We start from the raw sequence: 13,772 nt of genomic DNA on the forward strand, positions 1-13,772 counted from the left end.
ATACTGAGGGTAGACCATTTCTCATGAACCCGGGGAGACTGACATGAAAATAGGTGAACTTGCAACACTGACTGGCGTTAGCGTTCGGTCATTGCGATATTATGAGAGTCAGGGATTGATTACACCGGTCCGTCAGGCCAACGGATATAGGGAGTATTCACCTCTTGCTGTTGAGACGGTTGAAACGATTAAGCTGTATTTGAATTTGGGTCTGTCAACGGAACAAATATCTGGATTTCTGCACTGTGTGCTCAGGAACAAAGAGGCCTTCTGCGCAGAAGTGATGCCTCTATACGAGAGCAAGCTTGCAGATATTGAACGCCAGCTTTTAGAGTTGAATCAGATCAAGCATAATTTGAAGGAGCGTATGGCTTCAATTATGCAAGAACAGGGAGGGAAACAAATTGACAATACAAGCGAATAGTGCCGAATGGCTGCATACAGAGTTACAGCGGGGCGGAATAGTTTTAGTGGATTATGGTGCGGCGTGGTGTCCTCCCTGCAAGGTGCTGCTGCCTTTGTTGGAGGAGCTTCATCAGGAATATGGTGACGATGTGACTGTTGTTAAGGTGGACTGTGACGAATTGCCCGAACTGGCAGCGGAAGCGGGTGTGATGAGCATGCCTACAGTCATAGTGTACAAGGACGGCCAACCTATGGAGAAACTGGTAGGCTTACGTCCAAAGTCGGTCTATCAAAGCCTGTTGAATAAGCAACTGCTAAGCCGGGAAGCGATTTAAAAAAATATAAAAAACAGGTAGGGTATCTAAGAAGGACCCCTGCCTGTTTTTTAATGCCATTTTATTTAGACTTGCCTATGAGATGAGCTATATCCTCCTGATGTAAGGCATCCAGAACCTCTGCTTTAAGTGTGTCAGTGAAGACTTCCCAAGTTTTTTTGCTGATATCCAGCTCCTCGCGTCCAATACGGTTCAAAGTCTGGAGCCATACCCGCTTATCATTAATCTGTCCGAGCTGTTCCTGTATCTCCGAATAAATTTGCTCATGGGTATGGAATTTCTGATTCAGTGCAAAGGCAGCAGCATTGGCCGTATACCGAAGCTCTTTGGCCCCGATTCGCAATTGATGCAGCGCTTCATAGGCTTCCTCTGAGTCCCCTTCAGGTCTCCGAAATAAAGCTCTGCATGATTGTTTCTTTTGCTCAAAAGCAACCTCAAGCTCACGCATAACAACATTGGCATCTCTCTTCGCTACCAGGGGTTTTAACAGCACTGTTAGGAAGGTGTCCCATTGTTCATCCAGCTTTTTTCCTAATAGCTTAGGCAGTTCATCGGCTAGCCTTTGACGGTGTTTTTTGCGTTTTTCCTTCTGGTAGTTGATTACGGCTTTTAGAAGCTCGGCGCTTTTTGTATCCGCGGCTTCTTTGGAGTCTTTCCGTCTTTTTTTAAAAGAATCAATGAGTACGTCATCGTCCCTAACCTTGCCCAGCAGCTTTTGCGCTTGTTTGAAGTACGGGAATAAGCCCGAAGAGTGACTTGGATCTAGAATGGCTAACAAAGTAAGAAGCTTGCGGCTGTTCACTCGCGCCTGATGAATATCCTCTTCATCAAACTTTTTAAGCGCAGCCTTAATATAGTCCTGAAAATTGATATAAAGTAAATGAAGTGCCTGTTCCCATTGCTCTGCCTTACTAATCCGTCCAGTTCTTGACAGTTCTTCCACAGTCATGTGCATCCCTCCAAAAGTTTGTTGGCTATATTCAGAAATGCAGCGTAACCTTTTGAAAAAGAGTCTCGTCTTATACTATAAGACAACGTTATCATTATCAAACACGGATTACAAACCAACTTTGACAGGAGGGTTAAGGATGATGATGAAGAACAAGATTGCAAGGGTATTGGGCTTGAGTTTTCTTATCTCATGTGGGGGTTTCTATGCGGGTGAACATCCGGTTCTGGCTCAGGCTGCAACTGATCGAATAAGCACCGCAGCCGTATCTGTCACAGTTAAGACTCCTGTAATTAAAGTTAACGGCATAAAGCTAACTCTTGCTGACTCCCCTTATCTTAAGCAGGGTAGAGTGATGGTTCCTCTAAGAGGAGTAGCGGAGGGCATTGGTGCAGCGCTGACCTGGAATAAGGCAACCCTGACCGCAACGGTTGCTCGAGGTGCGCATAAGGCCCGGATGACAGCCGGTAGCTTTGAGGCTTTTAAAGACGGAAATCCCGTAACACTTGACGTCCCGGCAGAACTTCGGAACGGCAGGATCTATATTCCTCTGCGCTTCTCTGCCGAAAGCATGGGTGGGACGGTATCCTGGAATGCTTCGACATGGACAGCCTCCATAGCGATGCCGCTTATACCATCCGCAGCTAAGTTGATTATTCAGAACACGGCAGATGCGGTAGTGACTGCACTGAAGAATGAGGATTGGAGCGCATTGGCAGCCTTGAGCTCCCAGCAGGGGGTTCGCTTCTCCCCTTACGGTTATGTGAACACAGCTAGTGACCGTGTACTGAGTCATAGCTCCTTAACTACTGCACCTTTGGACAATACAGCCTATCTCTGGGGTTCCTTTGATGGTACTGGCGATCCTATATTGTTGAACTTCGCCGGGTATTATGACCGATTTATATACAGTTCTGACTTCGCAGTAGCGCCGCAAATCGGTTACAATGTGTCTATTGGTACGGGTAACACAATTAACAACGTGCATAATATTTATCCAAATGCTATTGTTGTCGAATATCATTACGCCGGATTTGATCCGCAGTATGCCGGTATGGATTGGCAGAGCTTGCGGCTTGTATTCGAGGAAGAGGGTAGTCAGTGGGTACTCGTGGGCATTATTCATGATCAATGGACGATCTAATCCAGGGAAATATACAGAGGTGAGCCAGCTTCCGCAGCAGCTGGTACTGTTCGAGCATATACATCGCAAGGTTGCAGAGCAGATAAACGGTGAACGAGTCGGGGAGACGGCGAAGCCTGCATCCGGTGACATGCTGATCCCGTTCGCGTTTGAAGAGACGCTGTGCCGTGATGTTGGAGCAGGCTTGGTGCTCCCGTCAATACACATATGGAGTCACCAAGGGGGAGTTGCGTTAGGACTCCGGGACAGCAAGCTGCCCTGTGCAGGATTGGCGATGCTAAGGCTGGAGGAACAGGGAATCCGCACAGCCGTTCGACATTCAGGAGGCGCTGCTGTACCGCTTGATGAAGGGGTGATTAACATCTCCCTGATTCTGCCGAAAAGCCGCGGCAAGCTGGACTTTCATGATGATTTCCGCCTGCTGGCTTCCTTGATAACGGAAGCTGTTGCCGTCACTCACCCGTTGGCGGCGGCTCAAATTGAGGCGGGAGAGATTACTCACTCCTATTGCCCCGGTGACTTTGATCTGGCGATTGGCGGCCGTAAATTCTGCGGAATAGCGCAGCGGCGGCAAAGCCATGCCTATTTTGTACACGCTTTTGTGGTTATTTCCGGATCGGGACAGGAGCGAGGGGAGCTTATTCGCCGCTTCTATGAAGAGGCTGCCTGCGGGCAGGAAGGATTGTCCTATCCTGACGTACGACCGGAAACCCTTGCCGGATTAGGGGAGCTGGGCGGCCCGGTAACAACGGAGGTATTTACTTCGGCTATGCTTCAGGTGCTAGCTAACCGCGGTATCCAAGTTAAGCCGGCTGCTGTCCTGGCAGAGGAGACAGGTTATACTTTGGACTATGAAGACATACGCGTGCTGGAAGCCGCTCGGGTGCTGCGGGAACGTTACGCGTAGCATGGGCTGAAGGCGGAACGTACTGCGCAGGCGCTGCAGGGATCGGGGGAAATTACCGAGCCTGCAGCGCCTTTTTGTGATCCTTCGCAGCTAGGAAGAACAGGCATATGCTCTCACCCTAGCGATCCCACGCCGCAAACCACTATCTATGTACTTAACTAACTACTAACGTGCGCAAACCACTATTTATGTACTTAACTAACTCCCCCACGTCCACAAACCACTATCTATGTACTTAACTAACTATTCCACGTCCGCAAACCACCAACTATGTACTTAACTATCCTACGTGCACAAACCACTATCTATGTACTTAACTAACTATTCCACGCACGCAAACCGCCAACTATGTACTTAACTATCCTACGTGCGCAAACCGCGATCTATGTACTTAACTAACTACTCCACGTCCGCAAACCACCAACTATGTACTTAACTATCCTACGTGCGCAAACCGCGATCTATGTACTTAACTAACTATTCCACGCACGCAAACCGCCACCTATCCGAATAAGTGCACTTAGTACAACTAAAGTTGCTCCATTTTCTATAAGCCAATGTTTAATTGTACTTTATGCAGTTATTTCATCGGTTTAGGGCTGTGAAACGTGTTTTGTTGGTTTTTAGGTGTATAAAGTGCAACTAAAGTCAAACGGAGGCGAATTTTGCATCAAATAGGTGTATAAAGTGCAACTAAACTAAACTACATATAAAGATGCGGACGTCTGTCTAGGAAGATGGGGATTTGCTGCCGAATCAATCGTACTTTGTCCAAATCAAGCACACCACTTAGGATAGCTTCACTTTCAGAGGCCTCGCAAACTATTTCTCCCCACGGATCGATGATCATGGAGTGGCCAGCGAAGGTATTGGCAGGATCAGTACCCGTGCGATTGCAAGCTACAACATAGCACTGATTTTCGATGGCTCTGCTAATTAGTAACGCACGCCAATGGGACAGTCTTGGGAGCGGCCACTCGGCACTGACGAACAACACTTCAGCACCCTGGGTCATGTGGGCCCGAATCCACTCGGGGAAGCGGATATCGTAGCAGATTACACCCGCGCTCGGTACACCATCCAATGTGAATAATCCTTTGCTTTCGCCAGGCTGCAAATACAGGTGTTCTTCCATCAATCCGAACAGATGCAGCTTGCTGTATTCCCCAACGAGTTCACCTTGGCGGTTAAATACGAGCATACTATTAGTGATCCCGTCCGAATTCATTTTGGCGATAGAGCCCGCTACAATGTTAATGCCATATTTCTTCGCAAGAGACGAGATGAACTTCTTGGTGATTCCCCCATCAGTATCGGCAATGTCTGTCAACCGGGTTAAATCATAACCCGTGGTCCACAACTCAGGAAGAATAAGGCAGTCGGGGGCTCCAGCGGCAGCTTCCCTAATTTTCAATTCCACTGCCGAATAATTAGCCTCAGGATTGCCGAATGCTATATCCATCTGGATCAAGGATATTCTCAACAGTTAACCTCCTCTATGGACTGATAGATTAAGATTATCTGTTCTCCAACGCTAAAGCAACTTTCAATCTGCATCAGGATGCTATTTAGTTGACGGGTCAATCAATAATGTGTAATATAACATTAAGCGAAACAATTTTACACAACTAATCACATAATAGAGGGGGTAATTATGACTGAGCATCGTCCCCAGGAAGATCACATTTTTGAGCTGCTGCAGTCTTTAAATAAGGGTATCGGCCCCAAATTCGAACGTTGTGCCGGTATCAGTCCTTCCCGTCTGCGTCTTCTGCAAGAGCTGTTCCAGGTTAACGAGATTAGCCAGATATCATTACAAAAGACTATTGATATTGATGCGGCGGCGATCACCCGACATTTAAAGGGGCTCGAAGAAGACGGGGTAATTACCCGTCGTAATAATCCGGCTGACAATAGGGTTACACTTGTGTCCCTTACCGAAAAAGGCCGGGAAAAAATCGTTTCCTATCGTAAAGAAAAGAATCAATTTATTAACGGGTTACTTACTGATTTCGACGAGCAGGACCGCACAGCGCTGATTGATTTACTAACACGCATACAACAGAATATCGGATTGCTATAAGACAAATATTTTAAAAACAAAAGGAGAATAAAATATGAACGCTACACAAACCAATGACTTTACCAGCATAATTACAGGTCGCCGCTCCATTCGTAAATATGATCCATCTGTTAAAATCAGTAAGGAAGAGATGACCGAAATACTTACGGAAGCTACACTCGCCCCTTCATCGGTGAACATGCAGCCGTGGCGTTTTATTGTTATTGAAAGTGCGGAAGGAAAGTCGAAGCTGGCTCCATTAGCCAAGTTCAATCAGGTTCAGGTAGAGACGTCCTCTGCGGTCATTGCTGTATTTGGAGATTTGAACAACTTCGATTATGCTGAAGAAATCTATGGCGCTGCTGTTGAACGTGGATTAATGCCTGCTGATGTGAAGGAAAGACAGCTTACCGCATTGGCTGGTCATTTCTCAACATTACCTGCCGATGTGAATAAAGATACCGTTCTGATTGATGCCGGCCTCGTTTCTATGCAGCTTATGCTGGCAGCCCGTGCTCACGGCTATGACACCAACCCGATTGGCGGATATGAAAAGGACCGGATCGCTGAAGCTTACGGCTTGGACAAGGAACGTTACATCCCTGTAATGCTTATTTCCATCGGCAAAGCAGCGGAAGAAGGCTACGCATCTGTACGCCTTCCAATTGACAAGATCACTGATTGGAAATAAGAGGAGGTTGAAGAAATAATGATCATTATCCATGCTGTTTTTCATGTGCTTCCAGAGCGTCAGGCTCAATTTCTGGAGGAAATTAAACCATTGATTGCTGCTTCGGTGGCTGAAGAAGGCAATCAATCCTATGAATTGTACAGACATACAGAGCATGAGAATGACTTTATTATGGTGGAGACCTGGCGTGATTCAGAGGCTGTCTCCGAACATAATGCAAGTGCACACTTTACAGCGTTTGCGGCAAAAGCGGGAACCTTCCTGGCTGCACCGTTAGATGTTAAGGTCTATAGCGGCAATCTAGTATAATTAACAACTTCAATGAACTTAAATAACAAGCGCTCAGGCATCTAATTGCCTGAGCGCTTTGTTATTTACTAGTGGGAAACTCACACGTTTACACATCCAAACTTTAGGGTATCTATAGCTGTTCATCGGCATTCCTCAAGGCCGTTGCCTATTTAAACGCTGCCACACGGAATTATACTTGAACGGCCATTACAATCCTCATGTATAATTAACACAACTACAATATTATAGATGGAGCTTATGATGATAATAACAATTACCGGGCGCGGATTAAGAAAAGACGAGGTCCTCTTCACTTCACCCTACGGGGAGGGCAAAGGCATATGGTGCGGAGCAGCAATTTCGCTGGGCCATAACTATGAGGTAGAGTTCGAGATTAATCAGCTTTTAATGAGATGGATTGATATATTGCCGGCAGCAGCTGAATACAGTCTGACGCTGGATAAGGATCATGTTACTTTTACCGGCAGGCTGGAGAACATTGAGGAGGACGGATCGGCATTTCTTCAGGTAGGTGACAGCTTAATTATGTTCGAGTGTCTGGGTGAACCTATGGCTCTTGGTAGTTTTGTAGAGGTTAAGACGGCTGAGCTCCGGATATATGATATGATAATAGTCGATTCAGAAGTAAAGCTATAAGGAGCTCAAGTCATGAACAGCGATATTCAGCAATTTAAGACCGAATTTTTCAAGGCGTTGGCGCATCCAATGCGTATTCGTATATTGGAACTGCTAAGCGAAGGTGAGAAGAATGTAAATGAACTTCAGGCTATTTTAGGATCTGAGGGCTCTGCTGTATCTCAGCAACTGGCTGTGCTGCGGGCCAAAAATGTGGTAGCCAGCGTCAAGGATGGAACCTCAGTCATCTATTCCCTTCGAGATCCCTTAATTAAGGACCTTTTGGCCGTAACTAAGCAAATATTCGATAATCATCTTGTGAATACTATTTCCTTGCTGGAAGGCATACGTAGCGAGTGAAATTTGGATATATTAAGCCTTATTTGGACGTTGACAATAGCGTCGTGCAGGAGTAATGTTTACATTATATTCAAATAATCAGATATTTAGAGAAAAGAAGGTTAGATCATGACAGGCTGGGGCCGTTTTCAAGGCTATACTCTTTCTTCTTTACGTAAGGATATGATATCAGGGACAATCGTCGGTGTTATTGCCATCCCGTTAGGGATGGCATTTGCTATTGCTTCAGGCGTGAAGCCGGAGTACGGAATTTATACAACCATTGTTGCGGGTATTCTAATTTCACTGTTCGGTGGATCCAAATTTCAAATTGGCGGACCTACAGGTGCATTTATCCCCATTTTATTCGCTATAGGAATGCAGTATGGATATGAGAACCTGCTGATTGCAGGAATGATGGCAGGAGTGTTTCTGGTCATCATGGGATTCTTGAAGCTTGGAGTTCTGATCAAGTTTATCCCCAAGCCGCTGACGATAGGCTTTACCGCAGGCATTGCCGTTATCATATTCAGCGGACAAATTGCGAATTTCTTGGGTCTGCGTGATATGACGCGGCACGAGAAATTCGTGGATAATATGAGGGAGATTGGTCTCCATATCTCCACAATTAACGTCTATAGCATTCTGACGGCTGCAATTTGCCTCATTGTTGTGATGCTGACCATTCGATTTGCGCCAAGGGTGCCGGGATCCCTAATCGGTCTTTTAATCGCTACGGTACTTGCAGCACTGTTCTTCAGCGGCAAGGTGACTACCATCGGTTCTGCATATGGAGCTATTCCTAATACGCTTCCGAGTTTTCACTTTCCAGTGATCACATGGGACCGCATCGTTTCTCTGATCCGCCCTGCATTCCTAATCGCCATGCTGGGTGCGATTGAATCGCTGTTGTCGGCCGTCGTGGCAGACGGCATGACCGGAGAACGTCATAACAGTAACCATGAGCTAATCGGTCAGGGGGTCGCCAATATTATCGCTCCGCTGTTCGGCGGGATTCCGGCAACCGGGGCTATTGCCAGAACAGCTACCAATATTAAGAACGGGGCAACCTCACCTATATCGGGGGTAATTCACGGAGTCGTTGTGTTTCTTATTCTTCTGCTGTTTGCTCCGTATGCTTCAGCTATACCGCTCGCTGCTATGGCACCTATCCTAATGGTTGTCGCCTGGAATATGAGCGAGCGTAGGGAGTTCCTTCATCTGCTAAAGACCAAAACCGGTGATTCATTGGTTCTGCTCATCACTTTTCTATTGACGGTGTTTGCTGACCTGACACTTGCGGTTGAGGTGGGACTTGTTCTTGCCGTAATTCTTTTTGTAAAACGGATGGGCGAGGTTCACTTGGTCTCCAAGGTACTTCCTGATCCGTCTTCAGTTAAGGTAGCAGCGCACATGGTTACAGATAATCATGACTGCCCGCAGATTGGGATTTACAATGTAGAGGGACCGCTATTTTTCGGGGCTGCTTATAAATTCGACGATACGATGCCCGGTTCAGGTCCGGATGAATCTACTGTTATTTTATTGCGCATGGCAAAGGTCCCATTCATGGACACCACCGGAGAGGCTAATTTGGCTGGACTGGTGAAGCAGCTGCAGGCCAACGGGGGAAAACTGATGATATCGAGTATTCAACCGCAACCGCTCAGTCTGCTGAGAAAGACGGGATTGTATGAAAGCATCGGTGCAGAACATTTCTACGAGCATACCGGTGAAGCTATCAATGATGCGCTGCGCGTTGTCGATAAGAGTAAATGTGCAGGCTGCAGACATTCTGCCTTCAGAGAATGTAGCGCCCTCTCAGGTATGGATGAAGTATTAAGCCAACGTTCCTTCAAAGGACGCGCAAAGGCCGGGGTAATGCCTGAGCTCCGCGGCGGAATTTAAGAAATCAAATGAAGCCCGGGCACTCCCAGTGTCCGGGCTTTTATAATTCATATAGACGTCTGCTCTGCCTATTTGTACAATTGTAGCTAATACATGTAACTTTGTTGCGGAGGAGAACTTAAACCGATGAAGGAATTAAATTATCCAAAAGTATTTATGCTTTTGGCCGCTCTGTCGTTGGCAACACTTGCCGTGTATCGTGTAATCTCGTTGCGTACTGATACGTATTATGCTTTTCTGATCTGGAATTTGTTTCTAGCGTGGATTCCTTTTATGTTCTCGATGACTGTTTACCAATTGGACAAATGGAAAAGAGGAGGGTTTCTCCTGCTTCCTCTTTGTGCGGCATGGTTGTTGTTTTTTCCGAACGCCCCGTACATCATGACCGATCTCTTGCATCTAACGATAAGGAACAAGAGGTACATAGTCGAGGGCGAAGTACTAAGCCGCTATTGGTATGACCTTACCATGCTGTTGTTATTTACCTGGAGTGCTTGGATGACTGGTTTCTTCTCGTTATATCAAATTCAGTCTGTCATTTACCGCAAAACCAGCTTGCTCTTATCCTGGGTATTTGTTCTGGCAGCCTGCGCTCTGGGCGGCTATGGCGTTCTGCTTGGCAGGGTATACCGTCTTAATAGCTGGGATATACTAACGGATCGGCATCAGCTCTACAAGCTTATGGTCGACAGTCTAAATCGGCAGTCTGTATTTTTCAGCCTGTTCATCACTTTTGTTCTGCTTGTTATTTACGCTACGCTCTATAGTTTTCTAAATGCGCGCGGGAAGAAAAGCTAGTCTGTCAGATCGGGGAAGAATTGGAATCTCGTAAGGTCAATCGCGTGTTTCTCATCAAAAATAACGCCCTCTCCCAGGAGCTGAAGCTTCTGCATGGAGTTGGACTCGTCTTCAGTGAGGGAGATCATCCCCTTAGCGTTAACCACTCGGTGCCACGGCAAATTATACTTACGGCTCATAGAGTGAAGGATTCGAACGACCTGTCGTGCTCCGCGCGGACTGCCTGCAGCGAAGGCGATGCTTCCATAGGTCATAACTTTTCCTTCTGGAATAGATTGAATAATGCGGATAACTTTTTCCGTGAACGGTGTCATTGCGAGAACTCCTTTACCTAGTAGTAGTAACCCAATTATAACAGAGTGGACAGAGGCCGCAGGTTGCGGCTTCTTTTTTTTGAAATATAAGAAAGTATATGTTTTCAGCACACTTTGCTTATATTTCTACGAGAAACGGATACCTGAAAGCGATACGGAGTATCGCTGCTTCGGAAGCATAGGCTCCCATTAAGGACGGCAAAGCCGTTTCTTCTTGAGATAACAAAGATGCATAGGAGTGAACGTCTGTGGGGATAATTTAACAAATTCTATTGCGGCGGGAGTGAGACCCTATGTCTGTGCAAGAAACGGACAATAATCAAGAAAAGTCTTCTTCAAGTAAGACATTATCGTCTCTATCGCTTAGTGCCTCATTGGATGAGAATCTAGCCTTATTTCGCAGAATATTTGCCGATGATGGAACGCTCAGAACAAGAATGATTAACAATGCGTACAGTAAGGAAATTCGTTGTGGCTTGATCTATATTGACGGTATGGCAGACCGGAATCTTATTCAGGAAGCTATTATAAGGCCGCTTATGAGCTTTGACTTCGGTGATATTGAGGACTTGCCTGCTGAAGGGCTTATAGATAAAATACAGACCCAGATTGTAAATATTAGTGAAGTAACACTTTTTAAGCAGCCGGATGATTTAGTTAGTGCCATTATAGCTGGGTTTTCAGTCTTATTCGTAGATGGAAGTTCCGAAGGTCTAAGTCTTAATGTACAGGGCTGGGAGACTCGTGCCATTTCAGAGCCCTCCACAGAAAAAGGGGTCAGGGCACCTCGTGAGGGTTTTACAGAGTCTTTGCCCGTTAATTTGTCACTCATTAGGAGAAGAATTCAGAGTTCCGACTTAAAAATTATTTTTACGGAGATAGGCACACGTTCCAAAACACAGACATGCCTAGTATATCTGGAAAATCTGGCTTCACCAGATATTCTACAGGAGCTGCAAAAGCGGCTTGAACAAGTTAAAGTGGATCATATTGCGGATTCGGGTTATCTTGCGGAGTTACTCAGAGATGAGCCATATTCGCCATTTGAAATGATTGGGAGCACGGAACGCCCGGATTCTGTGGTCGGTAAAATGATGGAGGGTAGAATAGCTTTGCTGGTAGAAGGCAGCCCATTCGCACTAACACTACCGTTTTTATTTGTAGAGAATTTTCAGACAAGTGAGGATTATTATTTTAATTTTTATTTTGCTTCAGCTAACCGAATGCTAAGGGTAATGGGGGCTTTTCTGTCCATTAGTATCCCTGCCCTGTATTTAGCATTGGTATCCTTTAGTCAGGAAATGCTGCCTACCATGTTGCTGCTCAGTATTGCCAATGCGAGAAAGGCGGTCCCCTTCCCCACCATTGTCGAGGCGATACTAATGCTAACTGTATTTGAGATCCTGCGCGAAGCAGGGGCCCGAATACCAGCCGCTATTGGGCAGGCCGTAAGCATCGTGGGGGCGCTGGTGCTTGGACAGGCTGCGGTAGATGCCCGCATCGTCAGCGCCCCCATGGTTATTGTTGTTGGCGTAACAGGCATAACATCACTGCTTAACCCTCGACTTACGGGGCCGTTGTTGGTGATCAGATTGTTTTTGTTGCTATCCGCTTTCTTGATGGGTTTATATGGATATTTTTTGGGTTTGCTCGCTATAGTTATTCACTTAATGAGCCTTCGTTCCTTTGGAGTTTCATACATGCTCAAAGTGGGCTCTATCAAACCTCAAGATATTAAGGATTCCGTGTTCAGAGCCCCGTGGTGGCATCTGTATCTTCATCCGGTAATTGTCGGGGCACGCAATCGAAAGAGAAAGCCTGGGAACAGGCCATGACTCAAGTGAAGAGATTGTTGTCCGCAATACTTTCTGTGTTGATTCTTCTCAGCATCTCGGGCTGCTGGAATTACACGGAGGTCGAGGAAATATCAATTGTAGCCGGTGTAGCCATCGATAAGGAACAATCCAGTGGCAAAATATTGTTGACCGCTGAGACGATTGATACCTCAGGGGGGGGAGGGGGTGGTGATAATCAGGCCAGCTCCACCATTAGCTCTCTTGCGGGGGATACGATGTTTGATATTGTCCGGAGTATGATCACTATGACAGGAAACAAGCTGTTCTGGAGCCATGCCAAGATTATTATTATTAGTGAAGAGGTGGCCAAGGAGGGGGTATTAAGAGTTATTGATTGGTACAGCAGAGATACGGAGACCCGTTCAGATGTACATATGTTTATTACCAAAGAGAAGAGAGCCAGGGATATTCTAAACTTGAACAAAACAAAGAATACGATTCTGTCTTTTGAGCTTGATGAAATGATGCAACATGAGAAGTATGTGAGTACAGCTCCTGTTTCAGACATTTGGGATTTTTTTGACAAGCTGGAATCTCCGGGACAGCATTCTATAGCGCCGCTAGTCTATATCAATGAGAGAGATAATAGAAAAACGGAGCGAATCAGCGGGTGTGCTATTTTTGAAAAAGATAAAATGGTTGGAACACTCATCGGGGAAGAAACTAAATATATGCTTTTCGTCAACAATAAGATCAAAGGGGGGATACTGCCGGTTAATGATAAGAAAGGAAAACCTGCTTACTCCCTTGAGATTTTCTCTAATAAAACAAAAATAAAGCCAGTATGGGTTAACGGAAAACTGAAAATACAGATCAGCACTGAAACGAAAACCGGGTTGGATGAAGTGATGACACCGAATGGATTCCCTGATTTTGAAAAGAAGAAAGAGATTGAGGAGCTTGCAGAGCAGCAGATGCAGAATAACATGCTTGCCGTAATTCATAAAGTTCAGAAGAAATATAAGTCAGATATTTTTGGATTTGGAGCGAATGTTCATATGAATATGCCGAAGAAATGGAATAATATGGAGAAAGATTGGGACAAGATCTTTCCTGAACTGCAGGTTGTGGTTGAACCTAAAGTGATTATTGAGACCAGTGCCAAAACGACAAGATCTATAAAGTCGGGTGATTAAA

16 protein-coding genes are annotated in these 13,772 nt (G+C 45.8%); 13 read left to right on the forward strand and 3 right to left on the reverse strand.

Annotated features, from left to right (window positions below; genetic code table 11):
- The first annotated feature begins 43 nt into the window (after positions 1-43).
- Positions 44-424 (forward strand): MerR family transcriptional regulator, encoded by a 381-nt coding sequence (locus J2T20_RS17105; RefSeq protein WP_307590393.1) that lies wholly within the window; start codon positions 44-46, stop codon positions 422-424.
- Positions 405-740, forward strand: a complete 336-nt coding sequence (trxA, locus tag J2T20_RS17110) for a thioredoxin (RefSeq protein WP_373457821.1) — start codon at positions 405-407, stop codon at positions 738-740. Before J2T20_RS17105 ends, trxA begins: the two co-directional genes overlap by 20 nt.
- A 61-nt stretch (positions 741-801) precedes the next feature.
- Here trxA and J2T20_RS17115 read toward each other — a convergent pair whose 3' ends face one another.
- Entirely contained in the window at positions 802-1,689 is an 888-nt protein-coding gene (locus tag J2T20_RS17115; protein WP_307590395.1) for a CHAD domain-containing protein, read from the reverse strand.
- A 139-nt stretch (positions 1,690-1,828) separates the two neighbouring features.
- Between J2T20_RS17115 and J2T20_RS17120 the strand changes: the two genes are divergently transcribed.
- Both J2T20_RS17120 and J2T20_RS17125 read left to right on the forward strand, forming a co-directional pair.
- Entirely contained in the window at positions 1,829-2,833 is a 1,005-nt protein-coding gene (locus J2T20_RS17120) for a copper amine oxidase N-terminal domain-containing protein (protein ID WP_307590397.1), read from the forward strand.
- On the forward strand, positions 2,814-3,740 hold the full coding sequence (locus J2T20_RS17125) for a lipoate--protein ligase family protein (protein ID WP_307590399.1): 927 nt from the start codon (positions 2,814-2,816) through the stop codon (positions 3,738-3,740). The genes J2T20_RS17120 and J2T20_RS17125 overlap by 20 nt, the downstream gene beginning before the upstream one ends.
- Before the next feature lie 703 nt (positions 3,741-4,443).
- Here the strand turns inward: J2T20_RS17125 and J2T20_RS17130 are convergent.
- On the reverse strand, positions 4,444-5,223 hold the full coding sequence (locus tag J2T20_RS17130; protein ID WP_307590401.1) for a carbon-nitrogen family hydrolase: 780 nt from the start codon (positions 5,221-5,223) through the stop codon (positions 4,444-4,446).
- Positions 5,224-5,394: 171 nt separating this feature from the next.
- Here J2T20_RS17130 and J2T20_RS17135 point away from each other — a divergent pair, with 171 nt between their 5' ends.
- The 7 genes from J2T20_RS17135 to J2T20_RS17165 all read left to right on the forward strand — a co-directional run bounded on the left by J2T20_RS17135 (position 5,395) and on the right by J2T20_RS17165 (position 10,465).
- Positions 5,395-5,823: a MarR family winged helix-turn-helix transcriptional regulator gene (locus J2T20_RS17135; RefSeq protein ID WP_307590403.1), complete on the forward strand. Its 429-nt coding sequence runs from the start codon at positions 5,395-5,397 to the stop codon at positions 5,821-5,823.
- 34 nt (positions 5,824-5,857) lie between these two features.
- Positions 5,858-6,493: a nitroreductase family protein gene (locus J2T20_RS17140; protein WP_307590405.1), complete on the forward strand. Its 636-nt coding sequence runs from the start codon at positions 5,858-5,860 to the stop codon at positions 6,491-6,493.
- Positions 6,494-6,511: 18 nt separating this feature from the next.
- Entirely contained in the window at positions 6,512-6,802 is a 291-nt protein-coding gene (locus tag J2T20_RS17145) for a putative quinol monooxygenase (RefSeq protein WP_307590407.1), read from the forward strand.
- Positions 6,803-7,042: 240 nt separating this feature from the next.
- On the forward strand, positions 7,043-7,441 hold the full coding sequence (locus tag J2T20_RS17150) for a hypothetical protein (protein WP_307590409.1): 399 nt from the start codon (positions 7,043-7,045) through the stop codon (positions 7,439-7,441).
- A gap of 12 nt (positions 7,442-7,453) precedes the next feature.
- Entirely contained in the window at positions 7,454-7,780 is a 327-nt protein-coding gene (locus tag J2T20_RS17155; protein ID WP_036650522.1) for an ArsR/SmtB family transcription factor, read from the forward strand.
- 108 nt (positions 7,781-7,888) lie between these two features.
- Positions 7,889-9,667, forward strand: coding sequence for a SulP family inorganic anion transporter (locus tag J2T20_RS17160; RefSeq protein WP_307590412.1), 1,779 nt, complete (start codon positions 7,889-7,891; stop codon positions 9,665-9,667).
- A 126-nt stretch (positions 9,668-9,793) separates the two neighbouring features.
- On the forward strand, positions 9,794-10,465 hold the full coding sequence (locus J2T20_RS17165) for a DUF1361 domain-containing protein (RefSeq protein WP_307590414.1): 672 nt from the start codon (positions 9,794-9,796) through the stop codon (positions 10,463-10,465).
- Here the strand turns inward: J2T20_RS17165 and J2T20_RS17170 are convergent.
- The gene (locus tag J2T20_RS17170; protein WP_307590415.1) at positions 10,462-10,779 is read right to left on the reverse strand and encodes an MGMT family protein; all 318 of its coding nucleotides are present in this window, start codon (positions 10,777-10,779) and stop codon (positions 10,462-10,464) included. The two genes, J2T20_RS17165 and J2T20_RS17170, sit on opposite strands and share 4 nt — an antisense overlap.
- 293 nt (positions 10,780-11,072) lie before the next feature.
- Here J2T20_RS17170 and J2T20_RS17175 point away from each other — a divergent pair, with 293 nt between their 5' ends.
- A complete protein-coding gene (locus J2T20_RS17175; protein WP_307590417.1) occupies positions 11,073-12,614 on the forward strand; it encodes a spore germination protein in 1,542 nt (513 codons plus the stop codon).
- Positions 12,611-13,771: a Ger(x)C family spore germination protein gene (locus J2T20_RS17180; RefSeq protein ID WP_307590419.1), complete on the forward strand. Its 1,161-nt coding sequence runs from the start codon at positions 12,611-12,613 to the stop codon at positions 13,769-13,771. The genes J2T20_RS17175 and J2T20_RS17180 overlap by 4 nt, the downstream gene beginning before the upstream one ends.
- Position 13,772: the final 1 nt, after the last annotated feature.

It is taken from the genome of Paenibacillus wynnii, from assembly GCF_030812855.1.
Lineage (GTDB): Bacteria > Bacillota > Bacilli > Paenibacillales > Paenibacillaceae > Paenibacillus_AQ > Paenibacillus_AQ wynnii_A.

Coding starts and splice junctions, on each gene's coding strand:
- J2T20_RS17150 (WP_307590409.1), top strand. CDS start 7,043: ATGATGATAATAACAATTACCGGGCGCGGATTAAGAAAAGACGAGGTC.
- J2T20_RS17115 (WP_307590395.1), bottom strand. CDS start 1,689: ATGACTGTGGAAGAACTGTCAAGAACTGGACGGATTAGTAAGGCAGAG.
- J2T20_RS17120 (WP_307590397.1), top strand. CDS start 1,829: ATGATGATGAAGAACAAGATTGCAAGGGTATTGGGCTTGAGTTTTCTT.
- J2T20_RS17180 (WP_307590419.1), top strand. CDS start 12,611: ATGACTCAAGTGAAGAGATTGTTGTCCGCAATACTTTCTGTGTTGATT.
- J2T20_RS17175 (WP_307590417.1), top strand. CDS start 11,073: ATGTCTGTGCAAGAAACGGACAATAATCAAGAAAAGTCTTCTTCAAGT.
- J2T20_RS17125 (WP_307590399.1), top strand. CDS start 2,814: ATGATCAATGGACGATCTAATCCAGGGAAATATACAGAGGTGAGCCAG.
- J2T20_RS17160 (WP_307590412.1), top strand. CDS start 7,889: ATGACAGGCTGGGGCCGTTTTCAAGGCTATACTCTTTCTTCTTTACGT.
- J2T20_RS17105 (WP_307590393.1), top strand. CDS start 44: ATGAAAATAGGTGAACTTGCAACACTGACTGGCGTTAGCGTTCGGTCA.
- J2T20_RS17135 (WP_307590403.1), top strand. CDS start 5,395: ATGACTGAGCATCGTCCCCAGGAAGATCACATTTTTGAGCTGCTGCAG.
- J2T20_RS17155 (WP_036650522.1), top strand. CDS start 7,454: ATGAACAGCGATATTCAGCAATTTAAGACCGAATTTTTCAAGGCGTTG.
- J2T20_RS17140 (WP_307590405.1), top strand. CDS start 5,858: ATGAACGCTACACAAACCAATGACTTTACCAGCATAATTACAGGTCGC.
- J2T20_RS17145 (WP_307590407.1), top strand. CDS start 6,512: ATGATCATTATCCATGCTGTTTTTCATGTGCTTCCAGAGCGTCAGGCT.
- J2T20_RS17165 (WP_307590414.1), top strand. CDS start 9,794: ATGAAGGAATTAAATTATCCAAAAGTATTTATGCTTTTGGCCGCTCTG.
- J2T20_RS17170 (WP_307590415.1), bottom strand. CDS start 10,779: ATGACACCGTTCACGGAAAAAGTTATCCGCATTATTCAATCTATTCCA.